Raw genomic sequence first — 15951 nt, 5'->3', positions numbered from 1 at the left:
TTTAGAAAAAACTGACGAGATCGGATCGAATTTCAAGGCCGAAGTACACCGGCTTGAAATTCACCCTTTAATCTCAATTTATTACTCACTCGTTGTTCAGTTTTCAAAGATCAAACTTTCATTTCGTCGCCGTTCTTTGTTTCAGCAGCGACCTTTATAATATATCATGTTTGCCTCGATTAAGTCAAGAAGTTTTTTTTAAAAAACCTTTCGGCCAGTGCCGATTTCAGCTTCAAAACTTCATTGCCTTTTTTAGGGGCGAGATATAATTTATCATATCCTCGCTGGGCGCGTCAATAGGTTTGTCCAAGGTATATTTTGGAAGTGTTCAGAACGCCGCAATCAAGCTCTGTATCGCAATTCCCGGCGCTCGCCTGCGCCTTCCTTATGAGCTTTGGTGATTTCCTGCGCCAAGGAACGGGCCACCAACTTGCGAAGTAATAACGGAAGCTCATCTCTCACATGTTCGAGCTCAGGGTTCTGTACTAACTCCTGAATACTCCATGCTTCCTTACGGCTGCCGAGAATCCTTAAGAGCAGTTCACAACAATCGGCCATCTTGCTGGCGAGTGTAAATTCGCAAGCCAACAGGACGAGCTGGATGCGTTGCTCCAACGTTTCTGAATTTTCCGTCAACTCATCAAACAACTTATTGACGACCGAATTCAAAGGGCGAACCTGTTCCCACACGCTGCTTTCCGGCAAAATCCCCTGCTCGATCAATTCAAGGCGAGCATAATGCTTTAACGCCTGCAGCACGCAGTAGTACGCGTCCAGCAAGTCCTGCTCAGCCGTATACCGTTTGGCTTCCCCATAGACTTTGAGAAATTTGGCAAATTCCTTAAGCTTCCGCCGTTCCTTCATGGAATCACCAAATTCGTTGATATAGGAACGGAAAGTCGTCAACTTCCCATCGATGTCCCAAATGATCTCGCCGTGCAGAAAATATTTCACCGAATCCCGCTGATCACCGGTCAATATGCCTAGTTCGATTTCGCGGGTGCCCACATGCAGCAGCTGATAAGCCGAGTTTCCGCTCATACCGTGCTCAATACGCTGTTCCTTCTCCTCCAAGCCATGGTGCACAACCATAATGAGATATTCGAAATCATGCAACAGCGAGTCGTGGAAGCCGGCTTGGTCCAGGTGATACCCAACCGCCCCAATGGCTCCATGTCCGGCTTTCTCCTCGTCTAAGATCGAAAAAATGGTTGTTTCCACGGATACCCTCCCAGCTTGGCGTATTCCTGCCAATTCGTTATAATATAGTTCTACGCCTAATCTAAGTTTCCTTCTTTGTTTTTGGAGCACTTGGAAAAAGTGGGGAAACGCTCCCCTTGCAGAGTTATAGAAACGAGGTGGCCCAATGTTCTTCAAATCAAGCAAAATCAATGAATTTCGTTTATGGGGCTTGTTGCTCACCATGCTTGGGATGGGCCTAATGGTACTGGGAACCGCCGGGATTGTATTCTGGGGCCCTGCCGGCAGAGCGATCGCTGCCATCGGACTAGCCATCGGCTTGGTCTCGATGCTCGCGAGCTTGGCCATTTATTTTTGGGCGGGCATGTTGTCCACGTCAGCAGTGCAGCTGGAATGCCCGGAATGTCACAAGCTGACCAAAATGCTAGGCAAAACAGATCGCTGCATGTTCTGTAAGACCATCCTCACCCTCGACCCGTCGCAGGCGACGATCACGGCCGAGGAATTGGAGCAACAGCAAACAACCGGAGCTTCAACCACCAGTTAAATGTCATTCTATCCTCATTGGATAAAAAGAAGCCAAGCGGACCGCTGCATCTAAAGCAGCGGTCCGCTTGGTTTTTTGCAGTCTATTTTACAATTTCCCGAAGGGTCTCCCAAGCTTCGTCGGAAGCAAACGCCCGTGTCCAGGTGGCGATGCCAGCCAGTTTCATCGATTTGGCCAATTCCACACGGCGTTTTAACGATTCAGCATCCTCCAGCCATATGCGGTGCAATCCTTCTTTGTCCTTATACTCTACGTAATTCTGTTCCGTGTCCTCAGAGAAACGCGGTTTTAATTTCTTCTCGGCGATGATTTGCTGAGCCTTGTCCATCCCAATGGCTTTAGAATTGACCTCCGTTTTGCCGTCCTTCACCGTTTCCGTCCATACCCGGGTATACAAAGGGATGCCCAGGATCAGCTTACTCGGCGGCACATCATCCTCTTCCAATATCCGTGTCACCGATGAGCGCACCCAAGGCAATGAGGCGACGGAGCCCGCCACCGGACTGGCTGCCCAATGCTCATCGTAAGCCATCAATACGAGGTAATCGACCACTTCAGCCAAGGCCCGGCGGTCCAAAAAGGCCGACCACATCTCACTGTTAGATTTCGGGGTCACGTCAATCGAAACGATCAAGCCCTGCTCCTCAGCCAATGGGCGCAGCTCACGCATAAACTGGGTGAGATTCTCTCCGTCCTTGGTGTAGACATTTTCATAATCGATATTAATGCCGTCTAAATCATACAACTTCGCGTAATGCAGCATTTGCAGAATCGTCGTTAGCCGGTTCTCGAAGCTGGCCAACGCCTCGGAAGTGAGATCCGGATCAAAGCTGTTATTGAACAAGCCCCAGACCTGCATCCCCTGACCATGAGCCCATTTGACGTAGGCTGGGTCTGCTTTACTCTTCACGTTGCCCTTCCCGTCCACCATGGAAAACCAAGTGGGACTCACAACGTTGATGCCAGGCAGCTTACCGATGGAAGACGGCTTGGGTGCCACCTGATATACAGCTTCCCAGGTCATATTCACCGTTTTGGACTGCCATTTCTGTTTGGCGGCGGATAGCTCCAGCTTGAGTTCCGGGATGGCATGTTCCTCTCCTAACACGACGTCCTTTCTCTGAACATAGCCGGTATACCCGTTATTTAGCTGAACATAATACCATTTATCATCGGGGGTCTCTAGGATCCGCAGCGCAGTCTCCTCCGGCATATCCGCCAGAATCGGCTGATGAATGCTAGGGCCTGTTCGCAGCGGAACAGTGCTGTCCTTTTTGCTGGAACCGGAGCCTACCACAGCTGGAAAAATCTTCTCTCCCGCCCGATAGAGCAGAACAACGCCGGAAGCCGCATCCTCTTGCACCTCTGCCCCGTACAAGTCGTGAAGCAGATGTGCCGGAAGATAGAGGACGCCATCCTTCTCCTCCGGAGCAAAACGCAGCTCCTTCGGCTTATTATTGATTTTGGCGATCTTCTCGTCAGCCTTGAGCAAAACCAACTTCTGCGGCGTCGTTAAGATCACTGACTTCGTGTCTTCCTCATAACGAATCGTCGGGTCGATAATCTGCTGAATCACCGGAAGCGGGAGCTTCAAGCTATCGCCCGATCCGATCCCGGTGCCACTTAGCAATTGTCCATCCGCAAAAATAGGCTTATCCACCCGGCCAAGCCATTCAGGATCCACATGCTCGCGGTTGGGCAGCCATTCCGATTGAGCCCAATAAAGCCCTGCTATAATAAGAATCAGGCCGAAAAACCATTTCGTTTTTCTCCTGCCTCGCTTCTTTTTCCTTTGATACACGTCTCTTCTACTCTTCAAGGACAACCCTCCGTATCGAAATCTCTGTCTACTAAATAATAAACTTATAAAGTGCGCCGAAAGTTACCTACAAAAAACAAAAACGTGAAGAATCCGCGAAGGTATTCCACACGTTTGATCTACATCTCACCAAATAAAACTGTCTTAGTGCTTCATACGGCACTCTTTACATACCCCATGCAATTCCAGCCGATGGCCGTGAATCTCAAAGCCGGTGGCTTCTTCGGCCTGGCGCTCGACTTCTTCCAAGCTAGGGTACATGAAATCCTCAATTTTTCCGCATTTCTCGCATATCACGTGATAATGATTGGACACGTCCGCATCAAAACGGCTCGAATTGTCCCCATATGTTAACTCCCGGACCATGCCGGCTTCAATCAACATTTTCAAATTATTGTATACCGTAGCTACGCTCATGTTCGGGAAGCGGGGCTCCAAGGACCGGTAAATCTCGTCCGCGGTCGGATGGCTCATCGATTCCATCAGATACGTAAGTATGGCGTGACGCTGCGGCGTAATGCGGACTCCATTGTTCTTCAGTTGGTCCAGGGCATGCTGTACGCGCGTTGTCATCTCGTCCACCGCCTTCTAAATGCTCATTCCTTATGGTTCATTATGCAAAAAAGTCCGTAAGATTATTGTACGGTTAGGTCAAAACTTTTGTCAACGCAGGATCAACGCCTGCAACTTGGCTTGTCGCCGGTGTTCAGCTTTTATTCACATACAGGTCACTGTTGCCATCGACCTTGAGCTTGAACTCACCGGTTCCGAGTGTACCATGAATTTCCTTGTGATCCACCACAAAAGGCAGTTCGGTAAAAATATCACCGTATCCGCTCGAACCCTCAAGCTTATAATTCCCTTCTTCCGGAAGCTCGACTCGCAACTCGCCAACCGCGCTGTAAACATCCCAATCGCCGCCAACGATCCGGGAGGTAATGTCGATTTTGCCGTTAAGCGATTCGGCCTTCAGTCCCAGCGGAACGCCGTCGACCCGGATATTGCCGTTTTTCGTATGCAGTTGAATGTCATCCTGAGCTTCGGTTAATGTAATATCGCCTACCAGGGTGGACAAGGCGACCTTGCCCGTAATGCCCCGGCCTTTGATATTTCCGCCTTGCGTATCAATCTCGGCTTCACCAAAGATCCGATACAGCTCAACGTCCCCGTTTAACGTTTTGGCCGAAACATCCCCAATGACATTCCATAACCGTAAGTTCCCATTCCCTGTTTGCAGCTTCACCTGCTTCATCGCTTGGACACCGGTTAATGTAATTTTCCCGTTGGAGGTGGAAATGTCCAAATCCAAGAATCGGTTTTGCGGAACAATCAGGGTTACGTTCACCTTCGGATGACGACGGCCAGTCTCGCCGTAAGCCTTATCCTTGACGGATAAATTCAGCGTCTTGCCGATATCGGCTTCGATAGACGTGACTGCCGCAATTTTGCGAGCGGGTTCATTCTCCAATTGATCGATCCATACCGTATAGCGGACGATGACATGGTCGATCTCCGCCTTACGCACCTCGATATCCCCATTCATTCCGTCAAAAACGATCCGTTCGGTATCCAGGTCGATAGGGAGATCCAACTGGGGTTTCTCCAGACGATAACCTTCCTGTGCGCTATATTCCGCCCCTGCAGCCGTCAAATCGAGACTGACCCGGTTCCATAAGTGCATGTATTGATCTTGCTGCGTAATAGCAAATACCGAGAAGGCCATGAACATGGACAAGAACAGCCCCTTCACATCAACGCGCGGGCGAAATCTGACTTGCATAGCCCTCATTCGTTTCCAAACCAATATTATAATATGCTCGATTCCCCACAAAACGAACACGAATGGCCACCATCGGATCAACTGCAGCAACAAGTCTCCATCCTTCATCGCATCGTGCAGCAAAATTCCCGCGGTTGTCAGCAGGACCACGGCGGCAGTAAAGCGTCCCGAACGCAGGAAGAGACGTTGCGATTCGCGCAGGATTAGCAGCAGCGCGGTCAACGCCAGCGCAGCAGAGACTAGATACGCTCCGGCGTATTGCACCAGCAGCTGGAGCCAATACGGCTTCATCTGAAGTACAATCAAAATGGCCCCGCCGCCGATCAGCAGCGCTCCCGCTCCAAGACCCTGCTTGAAGCTTCGGCCGGACGGTGTGTCCGTGGATGGGATTTGACTCGCTTCGAGCTCTTTTTTCAGACGGGCATTATGGGCATCCGTGGATTGAAGAACATCATAAATACTAAAGAAATAAGCCGCGGGAATTAATAAGCCAAGCCATAGGAGAAGCGGCACATTAATCGCCATGCGGACGGATGAGAAATAAATCAATGCGGAAGCATCGATCAAAACAAAATACATAAAGCAAAGGCCGCGTAAATAACTGCGCAAATACAAATGTCCCATCCCTGGAAACAGGGCGGACAACAGACCGGCAATCAGCTTGCGCTTGCGCCGCCGGGGCTGATATCCTTTCGTCCGCCCTTGCATCGGCGGCTGTCCGATCGGCACCATATCCGGCGTCATTTCCCCCACCTCTTTTCTATCTCTGTCGGGCTTCATCCAGCGCGGATTTACCGTTTCTTTAATCATAACCGATACTTACTTATTCTGTAACGTGGAAGGAACTGGTCTCCAATCAATCAAAAAGCACGCCCTCAAACCTCAGCCATCTGGTTTGAAAGCGTGCTTGAATCTCTTTACTGGTTCAGACGATAGATCATCAATTCTACGCCTGCAGCAGATTGGACGGACCGCACCGGACGGAAGCCAAACTTGCGGTACAGCGCAACCGCAGGGGCGTTCTGCGGACTGGCCGTTACGGTAAACTCTTGCTTGTCCAGATGGTGGGTCAGGACGTAGTGCAACAGCTTGGCGCCAATTCCTTGCCGCAGATGGTTCGGTTGAACCATCAATCGGGTGATCTCTAAGGCCCCCGGCATCTCATCTCGAACGGCGATCGCCCCCAGCAGCTCCCCATCCTCTGATAGTTCACCGAAGAACACATCGCTGCTTGAGCGGATGGAATCAAACGTATCTGGCAACGGCGGCATCTCCGTTAGGCCAACGGCCTGTGCCTCCAGTCGGTAAGCCGAATGTTGTAAGCTCCAGAGCTGCTCCACAATATCGGTGTCACTCAATGAGAGTTGCTTGATCACCAGCTGGCCCTAGCCTTTCAGCACTTCGACCAGCAGCTTGTTGACCAGCCCCGGGTTGGCTTTCCCTTTACTTTGCTTCATGACTTGGCCGACAAGGAAGCCAATGGCCTTCTCCTTGCCTGCTTTGTAATCCTCCACGGAGGCCGGGTTGTTCGCAACGACTTCTTGAACGATCGCCATAATCGCCCCTTCGTCGCTGATTTGCACAAGCCCTTGCTCCTCAACGATCTGCTGCGGCAGCTTGCCGCTTTGCAGCATTTCTTTAAATACCGTTTTGGCGATCTTGGAGCTGATCGTGCCTTTCTCCAGCAGGCCGATCATCTCACCTAGACCTTGTCCGGTCAGCTTCACGTCGGACAATTCCAGCGAATTGCTGTTCAGGTAGCCGAGCAGATCGCCCATGATCCAGTTCGACACCGCTTTGGCGTCCTTCGTATACTCAAGGCTGCTTTCGAACAAGTCCGCCAGCGCTTTGGAGGACGTAATGACGCCAGCATCGTACTCCGGCAAGCCGTACTCCGAAGTGTAACGAGCTTTCCGGGCATCCGGCAGCTCCGGAATCGACGCACGAATCCGGTCTTTCCACTCCTGATCAATGTGAAGAGTAACCAGGTCGGGATCCGGGAAGTAGCGATAATCGTGGGCTTCTTCCTTGCCGCGCATCGAGAACGTTTTACCTTGGGTTTCGTCCCAGCGGCGCGTCTCCTGTTCAACCTCTCCGCCTTCGTCCAGAATCTCAGCCTGGCGAAGCTGTTCATACTCCAACCCGCGAACCACGCCGCGGAACGAGTTCATGTTCTTGAGCTCGGCACGCGTGCCAAACTCCTTCTGACCCCACGGGCGCAAGCTGATGTTAGCGTCGCAGCGCATCGAGCCTTCCTCCATTTTCACGTCGGAAACCTCGCAGTACAGCATGATCGCCCGCAGCTTCTCCAGATACGCGCGCGCTTCCTCCGGCGAAGAAATGTCCGGCTCGGACACGATTTCCACAAGCGGCGTGCCTACACGGTTGAAGTCCACCAGCGAAGCGTACCCGCCGTCCACGTGCGTCAGCTTGCCAGCGTCCTCCTCCAGATGCAGACGGGTGATGCCGATCCGTTTCGTCTTCCCGTCCACCTCGATATCGATGTATCCGTTCTTGCCGATCGGTTGATCGTATTGGGAAATCTGATACGCTTTAGGCGAATCGGGGTAGAAATAGTTCTTCCGGTCAAACTTGCAGACATCGCCGATTTCACAATTCAGCGCCATTGCGGCCTTCATCGCGTAGTCGACGGCCTGGCGGTTCAGCACCGGCAATACGCCGGGATGCCCCAGGCACACCGGGCAGGTATGCGTATTAGGCGGGGCGCCGAACTCCGTGGAGCAGCCGCAGAAAATTTTCGATTTCGTATGCAGCTCCACGTGCACCTCCAACCCGATCACCGTTTCATATTTGGATGTTGACATGGCCTATCCTCCTGCAAAACTATTGTTATAAACCTACAAGGCGGGACGTTGTTGATGATGATCCGTATTCGCTTCAAAGGCGTGAGCCACGCGCAATACCGTGCTTTCGTCGAACGGCTTGCCGATAATTTGCAGTCCAACCGGCAGACCTTCGGCAAATCCACACGGCACGCTGATGGCGGGAACCCCGGCCAAGCTCACCGGAATCGTCAAAATATCGTTTAAATACATCGTGAGCGGATCGTCAACTTGCGAGCCCAGCGGGAACGCCGTCGTTGGAGCCGTTGGCCCAAGGATCACGTCATATTTGTCAAAGGTCTGATCGAAATCTTGTTTGATCAGCGTTCTGACCTTTTGCGCCTTCAAATAGTAGGCGTCATAATACCCCGAGCTCAGCGCATAGGTCCCCAGCATAATCCGGCGCTTCACTTCCGGTCCGAAGCCCTGGCTGCGCGAATCGTAGTACAAGTCCAGCAGGTTGCCGGCATTATCAGCACGGACGCCGTAACGAACGCCGTCGAAACGCGACAGGTTCGACGAGGCCTCCGAGGACGCCAGCAGATAATAAGCAGCCACCGCGTATTCCGTATGCGGCAGCGATACTTCTTCCCATACCGCGCCAAGACCTTCAAGCACGCGCAACGCATCCATAATGGCAGCCTTCACCTGCGGGTCAACGCCATCCAAATATTCCTTCGGTACAGCGATGCGCAGCCCGGAAATGTCACCGGTGAGGGCGCTCAAATAATCCGGCACCTCCACATTCGCCGAGGTGGAATCCTTCGGATCGTGACCGGCAATCGCCTGCAGAACATAGGCGGCGTCTTCGACGTTTTTGGTTATCGGCCCGATCTGATCGAGCGAAGAAGCAAACGCCACAAGGCCGTAACGCGATACCCGGCCATAGGTCGGCTTCAGTCCAACAACACCGCAATACGATGCGGGCTGACGGATGGAACCGCCGGTATCCGAACCCAACGTAAAGAATGCCTCACCTGCAGCGACAGCGGCTGCCGAACCCCCGCTGGAACCGCCGGGTACACGGCTTAAATCCCACGGGTTACGCACGGGATGGAAGCTGGAATTCTCATTGGAGCCGCCCATCGCGAACTCGTCCATATTCAGCTTGCCGATCGTGACCGCTTCCGCTTCCTTCAGCTTCGTAACCACAGTCGCGTCGTAAATCGGATCATAATTTTTCAAAAATTGGCTGCCGCATGTCGTCAGCAACCCTTCGGTCACCATATTATCTTTGATGCCCACAGGAAGTCCAAACAGCAGACCATGGGCTTCCCCCTGTGCCAACTTGGCGTCCAAACGGGCGGCCTCCGCACGAGCCCCCTCCTCGTTCAACGTCAAGTAGGCGCCGATCTTCCCGTCGTATTCGCGGATTCTGGCGAAAGCTTCGCCTACTAACTCGGTCACAGACAACTCCTTGTTGTGAAGCCGATTATGTATCTCCTGTAAACGCAAATCAAAAAGCGCCAATCTAAGCTTCCTCCTTTGTCATTCTCAAGTTCGTTCTAGTCGATGGGTTCATTTTTCAGCGAATCACCTATTCTAATACGGCCGGAACCTTAAACTGACCGTCTTCTTCCTCCGGTGCGTTACGGAATACCTTCTCCGGCGGCAGGCTTTCCTTCACTTCGTCCTCCCGCATGACGTTACTGAGATGCAGCACATGCGTGGTCGGTGCGATATCGTCTGTATTCAGTTCGTTTAACTTCTCCGCGTATTGTAAAATCGCATTTAATTGTTCCGTAAACATATCCCGCTCTTCGTCGGTCAAGTGCAAACGGGCCAGTCTCGCCACGTGTTCAACGTCCTTCGTCTGGATACTCATGCTTAGATGCCTCCCTTTACTCATGCGTTCCCGCACTATTCGTACATTCTACCATGCTTGTACAATTGAATAAAATTATATTGTAGATTCCGGTTCAATTCAATCCGTTAAAGCGGAAAGGAGCTATAGGGCGGGATATCTCTCCCCGGACAAAAAAGAAAAAGAGCCGGCCTTAAGCCGACTCCTTTCTTATATCCATGCCCGCAGGTTCACTTGTTTAATGAACTCTGCTTGGGACATTACTTCCTTTGTTGGTTCCTGCTGCCCGTCTGCATCGCTGTCTTCGCCGTTCATGATATGCCGAAACAGCTTCTCATTGTGCGTAGCCAGCGCGTAATCGATCAAAGCTTCCTGTGTCGCGCGTTCCGCTGCTTGCTCGATCAGCCGACTTTCGGATTCTATATCGCTCTTAGGAACGAAATAATTCCGCCCCGTCTTCGGAGACCGGATGACGTAGTCAAAAGCATTGTCCGGATTGCGGTCGTAAGCAATAACGTAGCCATATTCCCCAACAGGAAGATTCTGCTCAAAAGCATCACCGACGATAACAATTTTCTCTCCCAAATGAAGCATCGTCTACCTCCCTGATTTATTTGGATGCATAATCATCAACTTGTATTGCTTTATATAATCCTACTAAAAGACACGGAGATTGGTCAAGTTCTACCCCGGAATCCCGGATATGAATAGCTTATGCAGATTCGCTTCCTGAAGTACATCTTGTTTCTGCTGATATTGGTTCAAGCCCAAAAAAGCATAAAAAAGAACGCAAACCGGGATCATTTCCGCAGCTTGCGTGCTTCGCAAAAGTTACAATGTTTTAATATGTACATCCTATCAAAAGGTTGCACTTTTGTCCACTATTTTTGTACTATTTCGTCGATTTTTTTGCACAAACGCCATGAGTAGGGTTCATAGACTCTCTAGGAGACGTACGGATTATTCTGCCGTTCGTAGCCGATAGTCGTCTGGGGACCATGACCGGGATACACTTTGACTTCATCCTTCAGTTGGAACAGCTTCCCGCGAATCGAATTAAACAGGTCGGCTTCACGGCCTCCCGGTAAATCCGTGCGCCCTACACCAAGACGGAACAACACATCCCCTGAAAAAAGATCATCCCCGCACAGGAAGCTCACGCTGCCTGGGGAATGCCCCGGCGTATGAAGTACGGTGAACTCATGCCCGATCAGGTGAAGCTTCTGCCCTTCGGCCAGATCGAATTCTGCCGGATCCGTGGAGATGGGCGGTCCGACCTCCGGCCACATCAAGGACCCATTCAGCTTCGGGGTCGTCAACCAATCGCTTTCCAGCGGATGCACATAGACCGGGCAATGCTTCTCCTTCCGAATCTGGTCCAAACCGCCGATATGGTCAAAATGAGCATGTGTAAGCAAAATCGCCTCGATCTCCAACCCTTCGATTCTGCGCAACAGCGGTCCCGGGTTTGAACCAGGATCGATAATGATCGCACGGTTCTCGTCTTCTCCCCGCAACAAATACGCATTCGTCTGCAAGGGGCCTAAGGAAAAACTCTCAATTTTCAGCATGATGTATCCCTCGGAATAAGCGTTACAACCAAGCTCACGGGCCGCTTCGCTCACTCCGCCTCCTCTCTTTAAGTTCATCACCAATTCACTAAGCCCATCCGTTTGGTATCTGGCTTCTTACGGATGTTATCGACTTAGGCATCGCCTTTTCTCCGGTTGTTGAACGATTTGACGACCAAGTACACGATTAACAGCGCCAAAGCCCCAAGCAAAATCGGCATGATATAGGGGCCTGCTTTCTCGTCGACATGCTGCCACTGTTCACCGAGCAGCATTCCCAAATATACGAACAGCACGGACCACGGAATGACCGCCAAGGTCGTCAGCAGCAGGAATTTGCCCACCGGCATTTTCGCAATCCCGGCAGGAACGGAAATGGCATGCCGAGCCACCGGGATAAACCGCGCCGTAAAGATAACCCCGGGACCGTATTTCTGAAACCAGGCTTCAGACGCGTCGATATGCTTCTTCTGAATCAAAATATACTTCCCATACTTCTCCAAAATCGGCCTGCCGCCATATCGCCCAATCCAGTAAATGAACAATTGAGCAATGACACCGCCTACTGTGCCAAAGAAGACGGCACCGATGAAATTAATATGTCCGAGATGCACGAGATAACCGCCGTAGGCCAGCACAATTTCGCTGGGGATGATCTCGATCATGAGCCCCAGCATAATCCCCATATACCCTAATTGTTGTATCCAATCCAATAATACGCCCACTAAATTTGATATCCAATCCACAGCTTCGTCCTCTTTCCAGTTAACTTCTGTCCTGAAGCCAGCAATAAACTGCCTCCAATCTCAGTCTATTCTATCATAGCCATGGACATGCGTTCTACTTCAGCTCGCCGCACCGGTGACTTCGGGAAATCCGCCCGCATATGCTGGAGCAAAAGGAGGCGACTTCTGCCATGGCAAACTTCCCGGCGAAACATCAAACTTCCCTCCCGAATCCCCGCAAAATCCGCCGCAGCTGCAGCAAAGAGCTGTACCGGACGATCAAGCGGCTTGGCGTATATATTCCGGAGGACCGAGTCAAGGAAGGCGAAGCATTATATTACAAAAAAGTGATTGGCAACCTGCTGTGGATCGGTGAAAACATCAGTAACCGCAAGCTGCTGGCGGATTGGTGGGATGAAGCCGTCAGCGCTGAGCTGGCAGAGCTGTGGGAGGTCGATCGCGAAGCGTTGTCCTCTGCTTTTCGCGCCGCGTTTGGCGGATAGCAAGCTCACCGTCTGACACGCCTGACTGCAAGAAGCGAGATTTACTTCTTGGCAGCATCGCTTGTGTAAAAGTGAGCCCTCTGTTGCAGCTCCCGCCCGAGCGACATGGCTTCCTCCGTTAAGCGGAAGGCGCGGTCGTTACGCAGCGAAGGATTGGCGGCGATGCCCTCTGCCAAACGCAGGAAGCTCAGGTACAAGTCGGTCCCGACCGACGCCACCGCTTCAGCCTGTTGCAGTCCCCCGCTTGCCTGCAAGCGTTGCGCTAGCCCCCATAGCTCTCGCAGTGCTGCCGTCTGCTTGACCCGGTCGTACGGGTCCAGCTCGATGCCTCGCCGCAGCGCTTCAGCAGCGGCGGGCTGATCGGCTTGGGCCAGCGCTTGGCCCAACGCGAACCACAGCTCGGCGCGCTCCGGCTCGTAGCGGAGGCCCGCCTGCAGCAGCGAGGCGGCCTCCTGTGGTGCGGAGCGTTCCGCGAGCGCTAACCGTACCGTCGTGCGGTACGGGGCAAGGGCCAGCGAACGCCGAAGCAGCTCCGCCGCCTCCCGGTGCGCCTCGGGCGGTTGGGCTAAGGCTTGGCGTTGCAGCCGCTGGCTCTCCGCTTCGCGGAGACCGGACACGCCCAGCAGAAGTAAGGCAGCGGCGATGAGGCCGCTGCACACGATGCGCAGCGGGCGTGGTGAGAGCAGGCCGCGAGCGCGGAAGAAAGCTCCGCGGACAAGTCCGGGGCGGGGCAAGACAGGGAGACGAAGCCGACCCAGCGAGCCGGCTTCGGCGATTCCCATGGCCGCCGTCCAGAGCAGCAACAGCCAGACGAGACCGTAGCTGAAGTCAAAGTCGATGGCGCTATGCAGCAGCAGCACCAGATAAGGTGGGAGCAGCGCGCTGCGTGCCCGCAGCAGGGGGATGGACATCCCCCCCAGCCACAGCAATATGCAGGCGAGGCCAAGCAAGCCCAGGTCCAGCGCCAGGTCCAGGTAGCCGCTGTGCACCTCGCTGCCGACGTACGGCAGGCTCTGCACACGGCGGAACGCGTGGCGCCAGACATCTCCGCCTTGGCCGAGCCATGGCGACCGCCGAAGCAGTTCGGCGGCGTCGGCGTACATCACCGCGCGGGCGGACGCTGTTTCCGGGCGGAGTCCCCGCCCAAGGAAGCCGGCGGACGCCGGCAGCGCGGCCAGCGGCGCCGCGAGCAGCAGCGCGGCTGCGCCGAAGGCGCGGGCGCGGCGCGGGGCGCGAGGCGCGGCGTTGGGGCGCGTGTGCGGCGCGCGGGGGCGCGGCGGAGCGATGGCGACGCGGCCGGACGCGAGCAGCGCCGCGGCCAGCCCCGCGGCGAGCGCGAGCGCGCCGGGAACCGGCGCCGGCGCAAGCTGCGCGGCCGCGAGCCCGCGCGCCAGCACGGCGGCCGCGCCCGCGAAGACGGCGCTATGCCAGGCGTAGCGCCGGCGCTCGGCCCCGCGCAGCAGCGCGAGGCCCGCGGCCCAGCCGCCCAGCGCAGCGGTCAGCGCGCCGCGCGACTCGCTCAGCAGCAGGGCGAGGGCGAACAGCAGGGCGAGAGCCCCCGCCCGCTGCCCGCGCCAGCTGCCTGCGCGCGTGAAAGCAGCCCGCTCCATCCTCGCGAGCCGCATCAGCCGCTCCAGGAGAAACGCCGCCATCACGGCACCGAAGGCGTTGGGGTACTGGAGCAGCCCGCCCAGCCGGGCACCGGTCGCCGAAATGGCTGGATCCGCGGTGCGCAGGATCGCGCCGGGGATCGGCAGCAGGCCGTAAGCCGCGGCCAATGCCGTTACAGCCAGCAGCCCGCCGATCAGCAGCCATCCGGCCTCCAGCCAACGGCGGGCACTCAGGGACTTCACTGCGGCTAGCCCCCCTAGCGCCGCAACAAAAACGCCCAAGAACGCCCACAGCCGCAGGGCTTCCAGCGTCGATTGCACCGACAACGGCCCCGCGGCCAGCCGCCAAGCGTATCCCGCTGCGATGACAAAAGGCCCTGCCGCTAGCAACAAAGCCCACCGCACGCTTGGCTCTGTCCATAACCCCGCCCGAGGCGCAGCGCTACCAAGCTGATACGTCCCAAGCTCAAGCTCAGACGATCCAAACTTAAACGGTGCAAGATCATGCAGTGCAAGCTTAAACGTTCCAACCTCATGCGGCCCATAGCCCGTTTTCCTGAAATTCTGCCCGAATCCAGTTGAGATGGCCCATCCGCCTGCAACCACCGCACCCGCAATGAGCCATACGGACACCAGCAGCAGCGCCCCCGCCCGCCCGGTCCAATACAAACCTTGATTCAAGCAAACCCATACGCCGCTTAACCATACTGCCGCAGTCACTCCCCTAATTCGCCAATGCTGCACACCCTCCACCTCCTCATCTTTATCTTCTTTCAGTCAGCCTAACGTCCCTAACGTCTGCCTCTCGCGCGCCCACCGCCACCAACCTTTTCAAGATCATCTACTTTTTCCACAATTCCCTCTCTCTCGTTCCTCCGCTTCATCTACCTCTTTTTTTACTGTTACTTTTCGATCCCTCTCTAACCTTTTCACCTCTTTTCCACCTTCTCTGCGCCCCCTCTGCTATTCCAGCCCTGTATGTTCGCTCCCCCAACTCTTGCTCCATTCGCTTTACTCCATTCATTGGCAAGTTCAATGCGGGGTATTCTTCCGGGAGATGGAGTCACCTGCATAAATAAATGTAAAAGTGCAGTTATTTTCCGGCTTAGACGGCGAAATTGCCAAAATAACTGCAAAACCGGCTAGGCCCCCTAAATCCGGAGTCCTGACCTACAAGTTTTGTGTTATCGCAGTCCAGCTCATTTTCTTGTGTGTTTACATCGATTTATGGAACTTTGAGGTATCCTCTAGCATTTTGACCCATAACGAAAACTTCATGGGAGCCATATGCTTCAGGCTACCATGCATTCTTCGATAATTATAAAAGTCCATATATTGATCAAGTGCGATAAACGCTTCTTCAAACGTCATAAATTCTCGTCTGCTAAACAAGTCGCGTTCCAATATGCTATGAAATGATTCGATATAGGCATTCATATTGGGAGTCCTTGGGGGAATTCGCTCATGAGTCATCCCCAAGCTCTCACAGGTATCTCCAAACAACTTGCTGACAAATTGAGGCCCATTGTCCGTCCGGATCACGGGGAAC

15 protein-coding genes are annotated in these 15951 nt (G+C 53.9%); 2 read left to right on the top strand and 13 right to left on the bottom strand.

Going from position 1 to position 15951, the window contains the following annotated elements:
* Window positions 1–342: 342 nt before the first annotated feature.
* Window positions 343–1221 carry a nucleotidyltransferase-like protein gene (locus tag C812_RS01155; RefSeq protein WP_016310874.1) on the bottom strand — a complete coding sequence of 293 codons (879 nt, stop codon included), beginning with the start codon at window positions 1219–1221 and terminating at the stop codon, window positions 343–345.
* 145 nt (window positions 1222–1366) lie between these two features.
* Between C812_RS01155 and C812_RS01150 the strand changes: the two genes are divergently transcribed.
* A complete protein-coding gene (locus C812_RS01150; RefSeq protein WP_009227109.1) occupies window positions 1367–1747 on the top strand; it encodes a DUF2614 family zinc ribbon-containing protein in 381 nt (126 codons plus the stop codon).
* 82 nt (window positions 1748–1829) lie between these two features.
* Here C812_RS01150 and C812_RS01145 read toward each other — a convergent pair whose 3' ends face one another.
* The 10 genes from C812_RS01145 to uptA all read right to left on the bottom strand — a co-directional run bounded on the left by C812_RS01145 (window position 1830) and on the right by uptA (window position 12310).
* Window positions 1830–3566, bottom strand: a complete 1737-nt coding sequence (locus C812_RS01145; protein ID WP_016310873.1) for a glycosyl hydrolase family 18 protein — start codon at window positions 3564–3566, stop codon at window positions 1830–1832.
* Between the two features lie 144 nt (window positions 3567–3710).
* Window positions 3711–4139, bottom strand: coding sequence for a Fur family transcriptional regulator (locus C812_RS01140; RefSeq protein ID WP_016310872.1), 429 nt, complete (start codon window positions 4137–4139; stop codon window positions 3711–3713).
* Window positions 4140–4272: 133 nt separating this feature from the next.
* A complete protein-coding gene (locus C812_RS01135; RefSeq protein ID WP_016310871.1) occupies window positions 4273–6090 on the bottom strand; it encodes a DUF4097 family beta strand repeat-containing protein in 1818 nt (605 codons plus the stop codon).
* Window positions 6091–6263: 173 nt separating this feature from the next.
* On the bottom strand, window positions 6264–6722 hold the full coding sequence (locus C812_RS01130; protein ID WP_016310870.1) for a GNAT family N-acetyltransferase: 459 nt from the start codon (window positions 6720–6722) through the stop codon (window positions 6264–6266).
* Between the two features lie 9 nt (window positions 6723–6731).
* Complete coding sequence (gatB, locus tag C812_RS01125; RefSeq protein WP_016310869.1) at window positions 6732–8171, bottom strand: Asp-tRNA(Asn)/Glu-tRNA(Gln) amidotransferase subunit GatB; 1440 nt, start codon at window positions 8169–8171, stop codon at window positions 6732–6734.
* Window positions 8172–8204: 33 nt separating this feature from the next.
* Window positions 8205–9659 carry an Asp-tRNA(Asn)/Glu-tRNA(Gln) amidotransferase subunit GatA gene (gene gatA / locus C812_RS01120; RefSeq protein WP_016310868.1) on the bottom strand — a complete coding sequence of 485 codons (1455 nt, stop codon included), beginning with the start codon at window positions 9657–9659 and terminating at the stop codon, window positions 8205–8207.
* 67 nt (window positions 9660–9726) lie between these two features.
* Window positions 9727–10014 (bottom strand): Asp-tRNA(Asn)/Glu-tRNA(Gln) amidotransferase subunit GatC, encoded by a 288-nt coding sequence (gene gatC / locus C812_RS01115; protein ID WP_009227102.1) that lies wholly within the window; start codon window positions 10012–10014, stop codon window positions 9727–9729.
* Window positions 10015–10203: 189 nt separating this feature from the next.
* On the bottom strand, window positions 10204–10587 hold the full coding sequence (locus tag C812_RS01110; RefSeq protein ID WP_016310867.1) for a hypothetical protein: 384 nt from the start codon (window positions 10585–10587) through the stop codon (window positions 10204–10206).
* Between the two features lie 350 nt (window positions 10588–10937).
* The gene (locus C812_RS01105; protein ID WP_028539779.1) at window positions 10938–11567 is read right to left on the bottom strand and encodes an MBL fold metallo-hydrolase; all 630 of its coding nucleotides are present in this window, start codon (window positions 11565–11567) and stop codon (window positions 10938–10940) included.
* A 131-nt stretch (window positions 11568–11698) separates the two neighbouring features.
* Window positions 11699–12310 (bottom strand): undecaprenyl phosphate transporter UptA, encoded by a 612-nt coding sequence (uptA, locus tag C812_RS01100; protein ID WP_016310865.1) that lies wholly within the window; start codon window positions 12308–12310, stop codon window positions 11699–11701.
* 170 nt (window positions 12311–12480) lie between these two features.
* Between uptA and C812_RS01095 the strand changes: the two genes are divergently transcribed.
* The gene (locus tag C812_RS01095; protein ID WP_016310864.1) at window positions 12481–12792 is read left to right on the top strand and encodes a hypothetical protein; all 312 of its coding nucleotides are present in this window, start codon (window positions 12481–12483) and stop codon (window positions 12790–12792) included.
* A 41-nt stretch (window positions 12793–12833) separates the two neighbouring features.
* Here C812_RS01095 and C812_RS21440 read toward each other — a convergent pair whose 3' ends face one another.
* Both C812_RS21440 and C812_RS01085 read right to left on the bottom strand, forming a co-directional pair.
* Window positions 12834–14723, bottom strand: coding sequence for an O-antigen ligase family protein (locus tag C812_RS21440; protein ID WP_244268284.1), 1890 nt, complete (start codon window positions 14721–14723; stop codon window positions 12834–12836).
* An 894-nt stretch (window positions 14724–15617) separates the two neighbouring features.
* Window positions 15618–15951, bottom strand: a 334-nt coding sequence (locus tag C812_RS01085; RefSeq protein WP_016310862.1) for an integrase core domain-containing protein, incomplete at its 5' end; no start/stop codon positions are given.

Origin of the sequence: Paenibacillus barengoltzii G22 (assembly GCF_000403375.2) — a bacterium.
Lineage (GTDB): Bacteria > Bacillota > Bacilli > Paenibacillales > Paenibacillaceae > Fontibacillus > Fontibacillus barengoltzii.
Note: the sequence above shows the minus strand (reverse complement) of the source record. Positions and strands in the feature narration are given on the sequence as shown.